Here is a 17,436-nt window from a genome sequence, read left to right on the forward strand (position 1 = left end):
CCCTCATCAGTCAGCTGCGCTGACAGCTTCCCCCAAGGGGGGAAGCCTATTTGTTGCTCTTTACTATAGCTTCCCAAAGTCCATTGATGTAGGCAGCGCCGAGGGCTCTGTCGTAAAGGCCGTAGCCTGGCATTGCTTTTTCGCCCCAAATCATTCTGCCGTGGTCTGGACGGATTGGTCCCGTGAAGCCTATATCATAAAGTGCCTTTACGATTTCATACATATCGAAGCTTCCGTCTGAAGAAAGATGTGCAGCCTCCTCGAAATCTGTAGGTGAATTAAACTTAAGGTTTCTAACATGTGCAAAATGAATACGTCCCTTTAAGCTTCTAATCATATCTGGCAAATCGTTCTCAAGATTTGTTCCATAAGAACCTGAACAGAAGGTTACGCCGTTATGTGGGTTATCTACCATCTTCATCATTCTATGGATGTTTTCCTTGTTAATGATGATACGAGGCAAACCAAAGACTGGCCATGCTGGATCATCTGGATGAATAGCCATGTTGATATCATACTCATCACAAACTGGCATGATTCTCTCTAAGAAATATTTAAGATTCTCAAACAAATCCTCGTCTGTAATATCCTTATACTCATCAAACAATTCCTTTACATGAGCAAGTCTATCAGGCTCCCAACCTGGCATTACAGTACCATTCGTATCACCTGAAATTGATTCAAACATCTTCTCAGGAACAAGTGCATCTACTGCCTCCTGTGTATATGCAAGAACTGTTGAACCATCAGCTCTTTTTCTTGCAAGCTCTGTTCTGGTCCAGTCAAATACTGGCATGAAGTTATAGCAAACCAGGTGAATATCCTCTTCACCCAGGTTCTTCAAAGTCTCAATATAATTATCAATGAGCTCATCACGGCTAGGCTTGCCCAGCTTGATATCCTCATGTACATTTACGCTTTCAATGCCTGCCACCTTAAGACCTGCAGCCTCTACCTGCTCCTTAAGGGCGTGGATGCGCTCACGGCTCCACACTTCACCTGGCTTTGTATCGTACAGCGTGGTGATTACGCCATGTACGCCAGGGATCTGTCTAATCTGCTCAAGTGTTACGGTATCGAAATCCTTACCGTACCATCTAAGTGTCATTTCCATCTAATTACTCCTCCAAATCTGTACTGCTCCCCTCTATAACTCCGTGCTCCCGCAAGCCATCTCCCATTGCAGTCAAGGAATCCTCCCTAAAGGGTCCCTCCTTAACTACATGGGGCCCTCTTGCTCGCGCTTGCCAAGTCTATGTGGTCGCATTATTAGTTATGAATATTATGCTCTAACCTCTTTCACGATATCCGCTGCTTCGTGGGTCAAGGTCGCAATGGCCTCGAAGTCACCGCTTGCAATCATGTCACCCTTTACCATCCAGGTGCCGCCGCAGGCTACGATGCGGTTGCATTTTAGGTAGTCACGTACGTTTTCTTTGTTGATTCCGCCAGTTGGCATGAAGCTAAGCTTTGTATAAGGTGCTGCTACAGCCTTTATCATTGGAAGACCACCTGCTGGCTCGGCTGGGAAGAACTTTACAAAATCAAGTCCTAGCTCCATAGCCTGCTCCATCTCACCTGGTGTCTGAACGCCTGGGCAGATTGGATAGCTCTTCTCAATACAATGATGTACAACTGTTGGATTAAAGCCTGGTGCTACAATAAACTTTGCACCGGCTGCTACTGCTCTATCTGCCTGCTCACAGGTAAGAACAGTGCCTGCACCTACCAACATATCAGGAAATTCCTCTGATAATACTCTGATAGTTTCTTCTGCTGCTTCTGTTCTGAAGGTTACCTCGGCCGCTGGAAGACCACCCTTAATCAAAGCCTCTCCCAAGGCCTTTGCATCCTTTGCATCCTCTAAAACAACAACTGGTATAATACCAATTTCTTGTAATTTTGCTTTTATCTCATCATACATTTTTCCCATCTCCTCACATTACTAATATGATGGTAATATCTTACATTAGCCCCCGAAATTGTCCCATTGTCACCCTTGCGACCTATATTGCATTTATTGCGGTAGTATGGTATTTTCATCTTATTATGAAAAAGAATTTAAAATCAGAATTTAGTACAAGACAATATATGATTTCCAGGGATTTCGAGATTTACTATTACAGTGATAAGAAAATCCCTGCTGTTGCTGCCCACACCCACGATTACTACGAATTCTATTTCTTCATCGATGGGCACATCATTATGCATATAGATGGAAAGGAATTTACACCTACCCCTGGAACCCTTATTGTAATTCCGCCTAGGATGAAGCACTTTGCCAGACTGGTTGATGGCTCCATCTTCTATCGACGTTTTGTATTCTGGGTTACCAAGGATTATCTGGATATGCTTGCAAACGTTTCTAACGATTACAATTTTCTTCCTGATAAAACTGCAGATGATAAATTCTTCATCCACAAATTTACTGATATTGAATTCAACACTATTCAGGGTAAAGGCTTTACTCTTATAGATGAGATTCACTCCAACAGATTTGGACGGGACGCGAAGATTCTGCTTTCCGTAAGTGATTTCATTTTGACAGTAAGCCGTATGGTATTTGAGGCCACCAATCCTACTATAGAAGCTGCTGATTCTACCAGCCTGTACCAAAGCATCATCATATATATCGAAAACCATATAGATGAGGATCTTTCCTTAGATGTGTTGGCGGAAAAGCTTCATGCAAGCAAATTCCACATCTCCCACATTTTCACAGAAACCAGTGGAATTCCTCTGCATAAATACATAACAAAAAAGCGCCTCGACATGTGTCGAGACGCTATATTAAGCGGTGCCGATATTGCTGCTGTAGCCGAAACCTACGGCTATAGCGATTATTCTGTGTTCTACCGCGCCTTTGTAAAGGAATACGGTAAATCACCTAAAAAATACAAGGATGAAATACTGCGAAACTAATACACTACTTTTTCTTGGCAAATGGATTACCTGATAATGATATTTTATTTCGTTCCTTTCTAAGCTGTTTAAGCTGAGCTACTGACATCATTTTCTTAGAACGTTTAGTGTATTTAATCTTAAGCTCCTCAGGCTTGTACATTTTCATTATTCCTGTGTAGGTAATGAGTGTACCGTCTGATTTAGTTACACATCTTCTATTGATATGTATATGGTAGTTTGAAACGGAATTATTGATGATGAGCTCTGCAATTCCCTTATCATCATTTATCTCCCCGCTAAGTACCTTTGCCTGAAAGGTATAAATATCCATGATGGTAACATTAGCATCTTTATATTTTTTTTGAGCCTCCTTCGCGGCTGTAATAGTTTCCTGATCAGGAGCCTTTATCGTAAATTTATTGCCCACAGTTTCCCTCGCAATTATCTGATAACGTTATATATTAGTTCTATTTTTTAACATTCAGAATTATTGTACACTATAGTGCTTAACCGCGCAAGGCATTCTTTCTAAATTCACTTGGCGAAACACCCACATAAGCCTTAAAGCTTTTCATAAAATGCTTTTCATTGTCATAGCCCACTTTTGCAGATATTTCATTTACCTTTAAATCAGTATCTGAAAGAAGTCGCTTGGCCTCTCCCATTCTAAGGTCCTTCACGTAAGTTATAAAATTTGTTCCCGTGACATTTTTAAATTCTGTAGAAAACAATGAATAGTTCATTGATATATGGTTACTTACCACTGCCATATTTAAATCACTGGCATAATTTTCATTTATAAATGTTATAGCCTCATTAATCTTTAAGGCAGTTTGATCTACCTCTAAAATCTGGCAAAGCTCCTGTTGCTTGGAAAAGATAAATTCCATAAAGCCTTCTCTGTAATTATCCAGGCAATCGGTAACTAAAGGATGTGCCAGCTCTTCAGATAGCTTAAGCTTATGAACAGCTTCAAGCTTAAGAGCAAATGTATCTATAGTCTTAAGAAAATCATTTGCTGGAATCTGCCCTCTTACTGCTGCAATGAAAAAGCCATCCCATTCCTTTTTTAATTCCTTAGGCTTGTCGGCTCCCATCATCTGAACCCTGGCGCTAATTGCATTTTCCTCGGTAAGCTTTGTGGCAGTCTTAATCAACTCCTCTGGAACTGCTGGTAAATCACAGTCCACTACACTCATGTTTTGAAGAAAGGCTTCTATTCTTCTGTTGAAAGCCTGTTCATAGGCCTTTTTCAAATCCGTTACCACAGAGTAAACATCACTCACTCCAATGTACCTGATTCCCTGCAGCTGCTTTAAGCTATCAGCAGGAAGAATATATACATTGCAGCCCATTATAGCTTTCAAGGTAATTCCGGCATGGATGTGAGCATTAGACACTGGCTCTGTAACGACAACCACATAGGCCTCCCCAACTTCTCTAGTTAGGGTTTGGGCTAAAAGCATGGTGTTGTCATCTGTAGATGCTTTATCCCTTAGCATGTATTTCAGAAGCTGATTGTCTAATGCATCCAGCTTTTCCTTATCCTCAATGCGATGATTAATCTCCGCATCCAGCTTTTCCAATATAGTCTTAAGCTTGTCCCTTTCCACCGGCTTTAAAATATACTCTCTCACACCATGACGCATCATTTCTACAGCATAAGAAAAATCGTCATAGCCACTGATAGCTACGGCAAGTGGTGGATTGTCCAGTTCCTGCATTGCCTGAACCAGCTCGATGCCATTCATTTTTGGCATTCTGATATCTGTAAACATTACATCTATCTGTTCCTTGGCCAAAATGTCCATGGCTGCAATACCATTATTGCATTCTATTACCTCTTCCACAGGTACACCGCTTCTTTTTATCATGGCGGTAATTCCCTGTCTTATAAGCTTTTCATCCTCAACAACTAAAACCTTCTTCATAAACAACCTCTAATACTTGTTAGTAATATTCTCTACCCTTCTCATAGGTATTTTCACACTAACCTTTGTGTAGCAGCCTTCCTTTGTAGCTACATCAATTCCATAATCCATTCCAAAGGCTACATGTAATCTATCCTGAACATTCTTAAGACCGATTCCATTTCCCGAGCCTCCACCTGTAGCAATTTCACCTGAAATCTTTTTCTTAAGCCTATCTAATTCCTCATCATTCATTCCTCTGCCATTGTCAGTGATTTCAATGAGACAGTCATCCCCTACAATCACACCCTTTATGTAGATTGTGGTGTCCTCTGCTATTTCCTCCACGCCATGAATTATGGCATTTTCGATAATAGGCTGAAGGGACATCTTTGGCACACGCTGATTCATAATGGACATTGGCAGGTTTAATGAAAGAATAATATCGTAATCAAACCTGAGATTGATAAGAGCCATATAGTTTTTGATGTACTCTAATTCCTCTGATACAAGCACCAGCTCTGACGTCCACTTCATACTGTATCGAAGGAGCTTTCCTAGGCTTGTAATGGCATCAGAAATATCATATTCCTCCTGCATCTCCGCCATCATTTTGATGGACTCTAGCACGTTGTATATAAAATGGGCATTGATCTGATTCTGCAATGCCTTAATCTGACTATCCTTTGCAAGAATCTCTCTATCAATATTCTGCTGCATTAGACTTTGGATGTTATCCAGCATTCGATTAACCTGATGAGCCAATTCTCCCATCTCGTCATCACGGCCAGTTTCTAAAGCTCTGACAGATAAATCTCCCTTTCTAACCTGTCTGATGGTATATAAAACGGCATAAAAGTTTTTTAACACCTGACGTACCAAACCATCTACCACAAATGACAGTAATATCAGAATCAATATCATCCACATAACAAAGGCGTTTCGCTGTCTGTAGACCTCATTTAGGCTGCCTGATATATCCTCAACAGAAACCAGGGTTCCTGAAAGCTCCTTTATATACATTCCAGATATAACACTTTTATCTTCCTTGCTATAGTAGGTTTCAATGTCCTGATTCTCAATTTTTTTGGCATTAGCCTCCATTTTGGCTGCTAAATTAAGGGCGATTCTTTTAACCTTTTCATCAGACCTCTTACCAAAAATTACATTACCATCTTCTGTAACAAAGCAGCTAATTTCACTTGGGACATTTTCATACAATGATGGAAACATGGTCTTCATTTTCATACCGGCCTCGATAGCTCCAAGAAAACCATATTTCTTATTATTTATTGGTGTAATCAATGCCATCATGGGAGCATTATCACTGGAAGAAAAAAGATTATCCTTGTAGTCATATACCCAGCCACCGTCTAAGGCATATCCCTTCCAAGGCTGCCTTTGCATTCTTGAAGCTGTGTACATAACAGGCATCATCTCCTGCACATTATCGTTAGCGGCATAATATCTAGCGCCCCCTAAAACAGGGTTGGTATTAATCAGCCTTTCTAGGGCTGCAACATCATTCTTATATATCTCAATCCATTCCTTTGTGGTGAAGCTATCCTGGTTCTTAGCACTTATAAGCACTCTGTTCATAGTTTCATCTGAAAGGAAAAACTGCGTAATCATATTGATAGAATCGATATTATTATGAATACTATCCTGGCGTCTGGCCATGGTGGAATCCAGATAAGAAACGTTCTCCTTGATTGTAGACTGCTCCATGTTGTAGAACATTACCCCGCTTAATATAGCAATAGGTACCATAACAAAGACAAGAATTATGGCAGTCAATTTTCTATTCAGTTTTAACCCTTTAATTGATTCCCAATTTTTTCTTTGCTTCAACAACATATTTGTATCGTTTCTCCTGTAGGCTGTCGAATCCTAGCTCTACACGCTGAGTTTTGTAGTCCTCAAGAATTCTGTCAAATTCCTCATCACTTTCCGCTAAAATCAACTGCTGCAGTGTATCTGCCCACAGTGCTTTTAACTGACCGTCTATATATGCATCCTCTGTATCAGCAGGAAGTATAACATCATATTGCCCGGTATACTTAGCGTACTGATAGGTCCATTCCTCCAGCTGTGTGGTAGGGGATATAATATCTGGCTCCCATTTCAGCTGCATAACATTGTCCTGCAGCATCCAATAAGCATCATCAGCTCCGTAAATCAAATCGTAGCTGGCTCTGTCAGTATTAAGCATCTTTAGAACATCTGGCTTGATAACAGGCTTGTCGTCTATCATGTCGTAGGTGATGCCTTCAACCCCCAGATATACCATCTTTTGACCTTCTTCAGAAATAAGGTAATCAATAAACTGAATTGCTCTATCGGGATGCTTGCAGTTCTTTGAAATCATAGTAACTGTCCAGCCGCTGGCTGTGTTTGTAGGCAGAATATGGTCATCCTTATTTTCGTTCTTCGGACCATCCACTGCTATATAAACACTGTTTGGATTTTTGGAATATAAAATCTTCTGCTGGGCTGCCATGTCAGTGTACTGATAGAGCATACAGAAATATCTGCCCTCAGCAATCTTCTCTTCCATCTGTGTTCTCTGGTCGATGAAAACATCTGTAGACAAATAGCCTTCAGCATTAAGCCTTCTAAACATCTTTAGCCATTTGATGTATTCTTCGTCTGTGTTTCTATCGTAAAGCTTGCCATCCTTTTCATAAGGCACAGCCAAAAAATTCTGTATGTACTGGTCAAAGGATACATTTCCCTGATCGTCAAAAAGATGTGCCCCGATTGGAATAAGTGGCTTTCCATCTATCTGTGGAAACATTTCCTTGGCCTTTTTAACGGCTCTTTCAAAGCCCTCTATGGTAGTCATATCTGGACTGCCAATTGCTTCATAGATATCCTTTCTAACAAGGAAGGTTTGATTACTGCCAATCCTTTCGTTGTTTTCCACGTCCTGAGGAGTAATAGAAGAACAAGGATAGCCATAGATATTTCCATCACTTTGGGTGTACCAGCTTACAGCCTGTTTGTCGCATACCTGATAAAAATATGGGTCGTACTCATCCGCAAGCTCGTTGATGGCATAAACCATGTCCTTTTGAATCATTTCGTTTACCTGTGGCTCCCACCAGCCCAAGGTAATCAAATCTGGAAGTGAGCCTGATTCAATAAGAGCATTAAGCTTTTCCACCTCATTTCCCTGCGGTGTAATGAAATTAATATCTACCCCTGTTTTTTCCGTAATGGCCCTGGACACCACATTGCTGCCCCAGCCTGTGTTGAACCAGGAATAGTTAATATACCAATCCAAGGTAACAATGTCATTTGAAGAGGATTCCCCCTGCTTTGCATCCTTTGCCCCGCAGCCTGTTACCATGGTTGTAGCCAGTAATAACGCTATTAATTTATTAATCGATTGTGCGCAATTTTTCATGATCCTATTATACTTGCTTACCTCAATTCTTTCAACAAATATTGGCAAAGGACTGCCGCGAAATGCGCCAGTCCCATTAGTTTATTCTTTTACACTGCCAGCAGAAATACTGCTAATGATATAACGTGAGCAAAATGCAAATACTATCATGATAGGTACAACAGATATTGCAACGCCAAGATATATAGCTCCCTGATTCTTCTGTAAATCAGTAGCCGCATTTAATGTAGAAATCATTACAGGTAGTGTCATCTTATTAGGAGTATTTAAAAGTATTAATGGCATCAAATATGAGTTCCAGTTTCCAATAAATGCGCCAATAGACATGGTTGCAATACCAGGTGCCATAATTGGCAGTACGATTTTATGGAAGGTGTGGAGCTCTGATGCACCATCTATTCTTGCTGCTTCAAGCAAAGCCTTTGACAATGTAGATTTAACATACTGTCTAAGGAAGAAAACAATTCCTGGAGCTGCTATTGCTGGAACGATTAATGGTACATAGGAATCGATAAGTCTCAGCTTTTGGCATAGGTTATAAAAGCCTATTAGAGAAAGCTGAGCAGGTATCATCATAAATACCACAATCACCTTGAATAACAGGTTGTTTCCCTTCCACTCATACATGGCCATTGCATAGGCTGTAATAGCCGAAAAATAAGCGGTAAGGAGAGTTGCGGGCACAGCCACCTTGATACTGTTAAAGAAACCTCTGAAGAGATTCACATAAGCAAACAACACAACCCAGTTATCCTTTAGGCTATGCCCGGGAACAAATGAAAAAGAATGTGTGATTTCCACTCCTGATCTTGTTGAATTAACAATCATCAGCCAGAAAGGAAGTAGGCAACCAAGAGCCAGCACTATAAGTGCAATGTAAAGTATTACTTTTTTTATTTTTGTAGCCAAAGCCTAGTCCTCCTTTCCGCCAATAAATTTAAACTCAAGTACTGATACAATTAATATTATGATAAACAGTGTGTAAGCTATTGCCGATGCAAAGCCAACCTGATGAGTTTCAAAACCAAATTTGTACATGTACATAACTACAGTCTGAAGTGTTCCTCCTGGCTCACCTGCTGTAGATGCACCTGCCACTCCGTTAATAAGGAATGGTAAATCAAAAAGCTGTAATCCACCAATCAATGATGTAACTGCTACATATAAAAGAATTGGCCTAAGCAGTGGTAATGTAATCTTTCCAAAAGTCTTCCATCTGCCTGCTCCATCTATTGCTGCCGCTTCAAAATAATCCTGTGGAATTCCCTGGACACCGGCCATAAGCATGATGAAGGAATTTCCGAACCACATCCAAGCCTGAATAACTGATACAACAGCCCATGCTGTAGAACGCTGGCCCAACCAGTTAACCTGCTGGTCAATGATTCCCATTGCTAGGAGCATCTGATTAAATGATCCATATTTCCAATCAAGTAATGTTTTAAAAAGGAAAGCCACTGAGGTTGCCGCAATAAGATTTGGTAAATAGTAAATTGCTCTAAATACAGGAAGTCCTGCCATCTTGTATTTAATATCCGAAAATACGATAGTAAGTAAAAATGCTAAACCAAGCTGTAATACAATATTAAGACTCCACATTTTTACGGTGTTGTAAAGTGAGCGCCAGAAGAATTTATCTCCCACAACACGCTTGTAATTTTCCAGTCCCACCAGAACTGGCTCACCATAACCCTTGTAGTCTGTAAAGCTTAAATACAGGGTTCTAAATACTGGGTATACACTAAAAATTAAAAAAACGATGACGAATGGGAGCACAAACAGATATGCTGCATTATTCCTATTCTTCATCACATTTTTCATAGAAAAAGCTTTCATCCAATCCTCCCTTTTTTATATCGGGGCTGACAATAGCCAGCCCCTTTTCATCATCTGAAAATTATCTTTCAACTGTGATATCTGGATATGTAGATTCAACTACATCATAGAATTCTGCGATTGCATCATCCTTGTTCTTTTCGCCTGTCTTGATTGCTGTGATTGCAGCCCCCCAAGCATCGTTGATCACCTTGTCGTAACGAGTTACCTTTGAATAATCAATGTGCTCTGCCTGGCTCTGCCAGAATGAATACATGTGCTGGTTACCGTAAACTGGGTTCTCATCATCCTTGTGCTTTTCAAGGACAGAGATAAGTGAAACTGTGTCGCCTTCAGATTTTTCAATCCACCACTCAGCTGTCTCCTCATCAAGTGTTACCCACTTTAAGAAGTCCCAAGCAAGATCTTTATGCTCAGAATTTGCAGAAATTCCGATGAATGTACCACCGCCGAAGCCGTAAGCTGGACCCGAGCACACTCCCCACTTGCCTGATGTCTCGCCTACATTATCTCTAAGTGTAAGAACACCCCAGCTAGGAAGACCAAATGCAAATACTTCTGTCTTATCCAAATCCTTTGTTGCTTCCTCGAACTGTTCAGCATCCCAAACGTTTACTGAATCATCTGCATAGTTCTGGATGTCAGCTGTAAGGATAGGTACCTCGCCTGCCATTGCCTGATACCATGGTGTTGACCACTGGTTTGCATAGGCTGTGTAATCGTTCTGATATAAATCAACTACAAGGTCCATGTAATCAAGACGAGCCTGATTTACATTGAGCTTTCCATCTACTACCCAAGCGCTGTCACCTGAGAAATAGTTGATTTCTGCATCTGATGCGAAGATTCTGTAGCCGTTATCCTTAAGTGTCTTTGCTGTAGTAAGAACTGTGTCGTAATCAGCAAAAAGCTTTCCGATTTCTTCTGGATCATCTGTACCAAATACAGTCTCAGCTATATCTCTACGATAGTAGATACCTGCTGGTGTAATCTGGTAAGAAATAGCTCTCTGGATTCCTTCTGAATCCTGGCCAACCTTCCATACGTAATCAACAATCTGATCTGCGTAATCCTGTGCATTGTATGGTGCCTGGTTCAAATCCTCAAAGTAATTAGCATCATAGAAATCTTCAAGCATCTGTGGCTCACCAACGATGATATCTGGTGTAGTCTGTCCACCATTAAGAGCTGTCTGCACCTTTGTAACATAATCTGCAGGCTCAATAACTACTGTCTCAATCTGAACATCAGGATTAAGCTCTGCATACTTTTCAGCGAAGGTCTGAAGATCCTTTGCAAGAGTCCAGATAACAAGCTTTTCTCCGTCCTCGCTACCTACTGTTGCTGAATCAACATTCTCACCTTCTAGGGTGGCACTGCTGCCATCGCTTCCGCAGGCTGCAAGTGAAAGTGTCATTGCACCTACGAGAAGAGTTGCTAAGAATTTTTTTAGCTTCATTTTTTCATCCTCCCAACCATTTAGTTGTTTTGTTGTGTAACTGTTAGTTACTGTTTATGTAATGAATTATAGAGGCCATCCTCTACTGAAAAAATGATACTTTTTTTATTTAGGTGTCATTTTTATAGTGATAGAAATAGCACACCTGTCTCTTATTTTTTCTGCTAACTCTCCGGCAATCTTTTCTCCTTCAATGTCTGCTACTGTGCCATCCTTTAATTCCACATGGTAGCTTTCGATTCGGTAATTTTCTGGCATGTAATCCTGATATTTATCAAAGCAATAGGTAAGCTTTGTAGAGCCAAGCAATGTGGCACTGACTTGGTATTTGTCATCACATTTATCAATCAAATACTTTGGAATAGCTGGAGCCACGTTAAAGCAAAGCTGCCCCTTTTCATCCAGGGTAAATATATTTTTTCCAAAGAACATCAGCTTCCACATGCTGATAAATTCTATAGTGGAGCCTGATAGTCTTGCCACAAAGCCCTTACCATGAATTCTTTCATTTGGATTCTTAGAGCTTGCAATAAAGGAAGAATTTTCTAAGGTGCTTCTTCCGTATACGTCCCTTTCTAAAAATGGCACTGCAGCCTTCTTGAAATCATCAAAAAATTCTTCATATAAACCGCTTCTTAACAGCTCTAGCAGATATTTGTATTCCATGTGAAGCCAGATGGATTCATTCTCAAGCCAGCCTGGGGTGAAGGCTCTACATCTTCCCAGCTCAAAGCTGGCATCCTGCAAAGATGCATTTACCTTATACATGGATAGCTTTTCATCATATAAATCGCTGGCTTTTACCTTTGAATACATTTCCTTTTTTGTATTGATATCGCTACCAAGCTTTAAGAAACGCACTGGCCCTTCTAAGAAATAAGGAACCTGCACAAGGCTAAAATGCTTTGGTACAATACCAGCTTCCTTCATTTCATAATCATCTATTTCATAGGTGAAATATGCAGGAGCGATGCCATTTCCAAGCTCTACTGCCTTTTCAACTGCTGCATCCATTGTGTTTTTGAAGGCAGCAAAAACTTCATTAATAAAATTTGCCGACATTTCATTTGTCTTACCTGAAAAGCCATCGTATACAGCCTTTCTATAATCTTCCTTAATATCGTTTTTACGATTCCATTTTTCCATGGAATCCTCCACCTCCTGCTCCACCTTATAAATCTGAAGAACAAGTGTGGCTACCTCTTCTGGCAATGTAATTGATTGGCCATATTTGCAAAGCTCATTGCTGACAAACTCAATCATTCTGGCAAGCTCGTAGGTTTCGTTCATTGATGAGCCAAGAAGTCCTGGAAGACCATTTAAGGCATCATACCAGCCTGGCTTTCCACCCTCCATCTCAACTCCAAGACCGTAAGCATCCAGTGTGGCAAGCTTTATGGTAGACATTAAAATAAGCTTTGCCATAAGACTCATGGTAACCTCGTTGCCCTGTGTATCAAATGCATAGCTTGGGTCTTCTGTAGTGTTGGTTCTTTTTTCCAGATAGTAATACTGTCTTACCCCAGCATCAGTCTTTTCATAGCGCTCAAATCTATTTCGCACCTTTTCCTTGGCATCAAAGGCTTTTACCTTAGTTTCAAATAAAAGCTTCTTTTCCTCGTCTGGATAAATCTCCAAGAAATCCTCTATTAAATCCAGGTTATAGGTCCAGTGATCACTCCAATAGCCTTCACCGAAATCCGCATTTACGATATCCTTAGCATCTGCCATTATCTGGTCAAATAGCTGTTGTTGCTCTTCTTTAAACTGCCCATCTGCCTTATCCATAATGGCTGCTGCAAGTGTGCCTGGAGTAAATGGTTCTATAAGTCCTAGGTCTTTTGCCTTTTCAGATACGTATCGCATCTGTTCAATCTTAAGTGGATTGTAGCCATCCAACTGAATCAGCGAATAGAACATTTCTATATTCTTTGATTTTACGATTGGGCTAAAAAATGTATCACAACGTCTGTTTTGATTAACATCTCTAAAGTTACCATTTCCCTGAGAATAGAATTCTGGTGACATTGAAAAGTAATTGTAATCTCGTTCTAAATCGCCATGCTTTCTAGAATATACATAGTAGGTGTGCTTTCCTCCCAGCTGAATTGGAGTGCCACCTCTAAGCAAGTTATCCATGTAATTGTATCTAACGTAGTTATCAAAGATTTTGTCAGCAGTGTGGCTTGCAACACTTTCTGTTAATTCATCAGCAAGCTTTGTGGCCTCTGCAAACTTTCCTTCAAAATAATTTCCATCGATTTTATTTCCAAGGAAATCCATTAGAATATCCTTGTTTCTAACCTGACCAATCATTTCATAAAGTGTGATTGTTTCGCCTCCAGCAAGTGATTTTGATTCTCCAAAGAATGCGCAAGGTAATTCGTTGGAGGTATTTTGACTTCCACAAACAAGCTTTTCTAAATCGGAATTTTTAAAACCAACTGCCTGCTCAAAGGCTAGGTCGTATTCAAATACCACACGTGGATCTACAATCACTGGAAGTAAGCTGCCATCAGCTCTTTTTCCCATGGCAAAATTTCCACCCTCAACCTTTTTAACTACAGCCGAATCCTCCATGCTTACTCGCACACGATAATATGGAACCTTTGATTCCACATCCTCTACCTGCATCCATGCCTTTGTGGTTTGAGCCATCATCTTAAGGCTCTCCTGTCCTACACCAAAAGGCACCAATGCTGGCATACCATCTAGTATTTCAAAGTCTCTTTTTTTATCTGCAAGATTAGTTATTTCCACCACACGCATGAGAGATGCAATCTTTTCACCAGGAAGTGTACTGTAGCTTACCTTCACCTTAATCTGATTTTCTACATCCTCGTCCTCGATAGTCAGACTGTTCATATAAACTGTCATCTTTGTTTTAGAGGCTGGATTTTTGAAGGGCTCAAAGTATTTTCCATCTGCTTTTATAAATGTGCGAAAGCCTGTGCGTCCCACCATCTGATATGCAGTGTGTGCAGGATAGAATTCCATTATTCCATGGTCCTTGTCCTGCACACCGAAGCTGACTACTGCCTGCCCGCGGTTTACTGTATAGCACCACATAGGAATTCCGTGAAGTCCAGCTATACCTGGAAGAAAGCTGGCAAATTCGCTTTTTATTCCATAGTTTTCAATAACATCCTTAACGCTTGTTACTATTTCCATTTTCTATCTCCCTATACCTTCTATTTCAATTCCACTTCTATTACGTGAGTTTTTTCATTCCAAGAATCCAACTGATTTTCAGGAATGCTAACCATATTTTTCTGTCCCTTAATAATGCAGGTATTATCCACAATCACCTGACCGATTTCGTATTCCTTATAGCTTTTTTTCTTAGGGTTTTTGTAGATAACTGTAAAGCTATGACCTCTGAAGTTCAGTGATATTGTGGCTATACCATTTTCATCAAACTGCTCCTTCATTAGCTTTGGTTCGATATTCAAATCTCCTGCACTACCTCTTACGCCAAAGGCTTCTATTATCATTGTCATTAAATACCAGCTGGCTGCACCAGTAAGATAACTATATAGGCCTCTGCCATCAGCATTAAAATATTCTGGTATGCCAGGATAGATATGACTCTTGTCAAAATCTGCTGCTGTCTCAAACAATGTATTAAGTGCTTTGAAGCCTTCCTTTGCATAGCCTCTTTTATACAATGCTGCTGCATACATAACAGCCATATGTGAAAACACTGCCCCATTTTCCTTGTCGCCATAGGAGAATCCAAACATTCTGCCTAAATCTGTTTTAAGCTCCCCAAAATCTGTGTTTAGGGTATATCCACCTATGTCCTTCTTATACAGATATTTATCCACCGCACTTATAATGGAATCCACTGCATCCCTTTTAGCGGTGCCACTCATAATAGCAAATACCTGGCCTGTAAGCATCATCCTTACATTGCCATCTATTACGCCTTCCACCTTGTTTTTGTTGTTGTCGTAATAGCCGTTGTACCAGCCATTTCCTTCACCATCTGTCACCCATTCATGGCTTCGGATTTGCTTCATTAGAAATTCCGATTTATGCTCTAAAAGTAAGGCGATTTTTTCTATGCTTACATTTACTCGTTCTCCAGACAGGCCATTTTCGATGGAATCCATGTAGCTATCCAAAATATGAAGCTTTTCCTTTGGATTGGCAAATGCCCCAACTGAATCCTCTTCTAGTAGAAGCAAAAGCTCCTTTGCAATCAGCATCTCCCTTTCCTTAGATTTAGCCATGAAAATTCGTAAATACGTAGCAAGCTCTTTTAGATTGCCTGCGTAACCACAGGTAAATGCCACGCTTTCTCCGTTTTCTGCAGCCATATCTAAAGCATCGTTCCAATCTGCATTTCTAAGCTTTATATGACCATGTACCCCCACGTCATAAAATGCAGTAAGACCTTCAATCAAAAGGTGTTCTAGAACTGTTCCCTTATATACAGCTCCTGTTACAGTTTTCTGGATTAAATCAGAAGACTGTGCCATTGCTTCATCCAGTTTTCCACCTCTATGCATTAAAGCATCTCTAAAATATGTGACCTCCTCTTTGAATAAATCCAAATCTCCTGTCTGGTCCATATATAGCTTTACTGTAAGAAATGGCCAGAAGCCGTGGTCCATCCACACTCTAGGTATTCCATTTCTATCACCCTTAAACTCACCTGGCTTATCACCTATGATTGTGGCGTTGCTTCCATCCATTCGAACTCCCTTGAAATTATCAAGAAGCATCTGCCTTACACCTGTAGGGTCTGTTAACAGCAGGGCAAGACAATCCTGCCATAGGTCTCTCCAGCCTCTGCCACCTCTTCCGTAATCATGATGAGGTAGGAAGGAGCAACCAAATATTCTTCTAAGCTCTGGCTGAAATGCCACCCACTCCATAAATCCATCGAATGCAGGATTTCCTGTATTAAAATGAATTGGGGTTTTATTAATCCAGTAAGTCTTTGTTTCAGACAGCTTTTCCATTATCGTATTTACGGATTTAATGTATGCTCGTACCTTATCTATCTCACCAAGATTATCAGTGGATGCCATGCCTATAGCGATTTGATAAGTCTTTTTCTCCCCTGGATTTAAGGTTACTTTTTCAAATCTTAGGGCTGCCAAGCATTCCTTTCCATTTACCTTGTCCCCAGAATGCATCCATTTATCCTTTTTACCTTTTCCATCTAAAAGACTTCTTGGGCGAAGAAAAGTGCCACCATCTCCTAAATAATCATCTGCATCAGCCATAAATTCAGTTGGTGCATTTCCATTTTCATCTCGACCAAAGACATAATATGTACTGTCGTTAATCTTATGTCCCCTTTCATCAAAGGATAGTGTAGGCTGCATAAGCACACCATCTTCTACTATGGCTGCTCTGTTAAGAAGGGATGTTACATGCCTATGGTCCCTTAGATTATCAGCACTTCTGCCAAACACAGGTATGGCGGCTACCGCTTCAAAATTTATAGGTGTCTCACTTTTATTTTCTAGAGTAACAACCATTATCTCTGCATTTTCGCCTGTTAAATCAAAAATAGTAGTCGTTGCTGCAAGGCCCTTTGCCTTATTTAATCTTGTGACTGTCTGCCACATACGACCTGCCGTAAGCTTTACTTCGTCCTCAGCCTCGGTAAACCTATTAGCTTCCTGCATAGCAGATACACCTGTTGCAGACCAAAGGCCTCCATCCATTATCAAAAAGAAATTTCTGGTATCTCTGTCACTGCTTAAATTCATTATGCTTTTAGGCGCCAGCAAAAAATGATTTTGGTCCGTCTTGGCATCACCTCCAAAATCCGGAGTGACAGCACTCTTTAACCCCTTGTTGCTGGCAAGTGGCAAATATAATCCGCTGGTATGCTGCGGATTGTTAATTTCAAAGCTTCCATTTTCATCAATAAAATTTATTTTGCTCATAGTCATCCT

12 protein-coding genes are annotated in these 17,436 nt (G+C 40.5%); 1 reads left to right on the forward strand and 11 read right to left on the reverse strand.

What is annotated here, in order from left to right; genetic code table 11:
- Positions 1–46: 46 nt before the first annotated feature.
- Together uxuA and BM097_RS03990 are read right to left on the reverse strand one after the other, a co-directional pair.
- Positions 47–1,114, reverse strand: coding sequence for a mannonate dehydratase (gene uxuA / locus BM097_RS03985; protein ID WP_090546121.1), 1,068 nt, complete (start codon positions 1,112–1,114; stop codon positions 47–49).
- Positions 1,115–1,282: 168 nt separating this feature from the next.
- Complete coding sequence (locus tag BM097_RS03990; protein ID WP_090546123.1) at positions 1,283–1,924, reverse strand: bifunctional 4-hydroxy-2-oxoglutarate aldolase/2-dehydro-3-deoxy-phosphogluconate aldolase; 642 nt, start codon at positions 1,922–1,924, stop codon at positions 1,283–1,285.
- 125 nt (positions 1,925–2,049) lie between these two features.
- Between BM097_RS03990 and BM097_RS03995 the strand changes: the two genes are divergently transcribed.
- Positions 2,050–2,922 carry a helix-turn-helix domain-containing protein gene (locus BM097_RS03995; protein WP_090546125.1) on the forward strand — a complete coding sequence of 291 codons (873 nt, stop codon included), beginning with the start codon at positions 2,050–2,052 and terminating at the stop codon, positions 2,920–2,922.
- A gap of 4 nt (positions 2,923–2,926) precedes the next feature.
- Here BM097_RS03995 and BM097_RS04000 read toward each other — a convergent pair whose 3' ends face one another.
- From BM097_RS04000 to BM097_RS04040, 9 genes are all read right to left on the reverse strand, one after another.
- On the reverse strand, positions 2,927–3,331 hold the full coding sequence (locus BM097_RS04000) for a hypothetical protein (protein WP_090546127.1): 405 nt from the start codon (positions 3,329–3,331) through the stop codon (positions 2,927–2,929).
- A 79-nt stretch (positions 3,332–3,410) separates the two neighbouring features.
- The gene (locus BM097_RS04005; protein WP_090546129.1) at positions 3,411–4,835 is read right to left on the reverse strand and encodes a response regulator; all 1,425 of its coding nucleotides are present in this window, start codon (positions 4,833–4,835) and stop codon (positions 3,411–3,413) included.
- A 9-nt stretch (positions 4,836–4,844) separates the two neighbouring features.
- Entirely contained in the window at positions 4,845–6,671 is a 1,827-nt protein-coding gene (locus tag BM097_RS04010; RefSeq protein WP_090546131.1) for a sensor histidine kinase, read from the reverse strand.
- On the reverse strand, positions 6,634–8,223 hold the full coding sequence (locus tag BM097_RS04015) for an extracellular solute-binding protein (protein ID WP_177197362.1): 1,590 nt from the start codon (positions 8,221–8,223) through the stop codon (positions 6,634–6,636). The genes BM097_RS04010 and BM097_RS04015 overlap by 38 nt, the downstream gene beginning before the upstream one ends.
- A gap of 81 nt (positions 8,224–8,304) precedes the next feature.
- Complete coding sequence (locus tag BM097_RS04020; RefSeq protein ID WP_090546132.1) at positions 8,305–9,132, reverse strand: carbohydrate ABC transporter permease; 828 nt, start codon at positions 9,130–9,132, stop codon at positions 8,305–8,307.
- A gap of 3 nt (positions 9,133–9,135) precedes the next feature.
- Entirely contained in the window at positions 9,136–10,059 is a 924-nt protein-coding gene (locus tag BM097_RS04025; RefSeq protein WP_242944654.1) for a carbohydrate ABC transporter permease, read from the reverse strand.
- A gap of 61 nt (positions 10,060–10,120) precedes the next feature.
- Entirely contained in the window at positions 10,121–11,518 is a 1,398-nt protein-coding gene (locus tag BM097_RS04030; RefSeq protein WP_090546134.1) for an ABC transporter substrate-binding protein, read from the reverse strand.
- Positions 11,519–11,623: 105 nt separating this feature from the next.
- Positions 11,624–14,689: a hypothetical protein gene (locus BM097_RS04035; protein ID WP_090546136.1), complete on the reverse strand. Its 3,066-nt coding sequence runs from the start codon at positions 14,687–14,689 to the stop codon at positions 11,624–11,626.
- Positions 14,690–14,709: 20 nt separating this feature from the next.
- Complete coding sequence (locus tag BM097_RS04040; RefSeq protein WP_090546139.1) at positions 14,710–17,427, reverse strand: GH36-type glycosyl hydrolase domain-containing protein; 2,718 nt, start codon at positions 17,425–17,427, stop codon at positions 14,710–14,712.
- Positions 17,428–17,436 lie beyond the last annotated feature (9 nt).

It is taken from the genome of Pseudobutyrivibrio sp. OR37, from assembly GCF_900113655.1.
GTDB lineage: Bacteria > Bacillota > Clostridia > Lachnospirales > Lachnospiraceae > Pseudobutyrivibrio.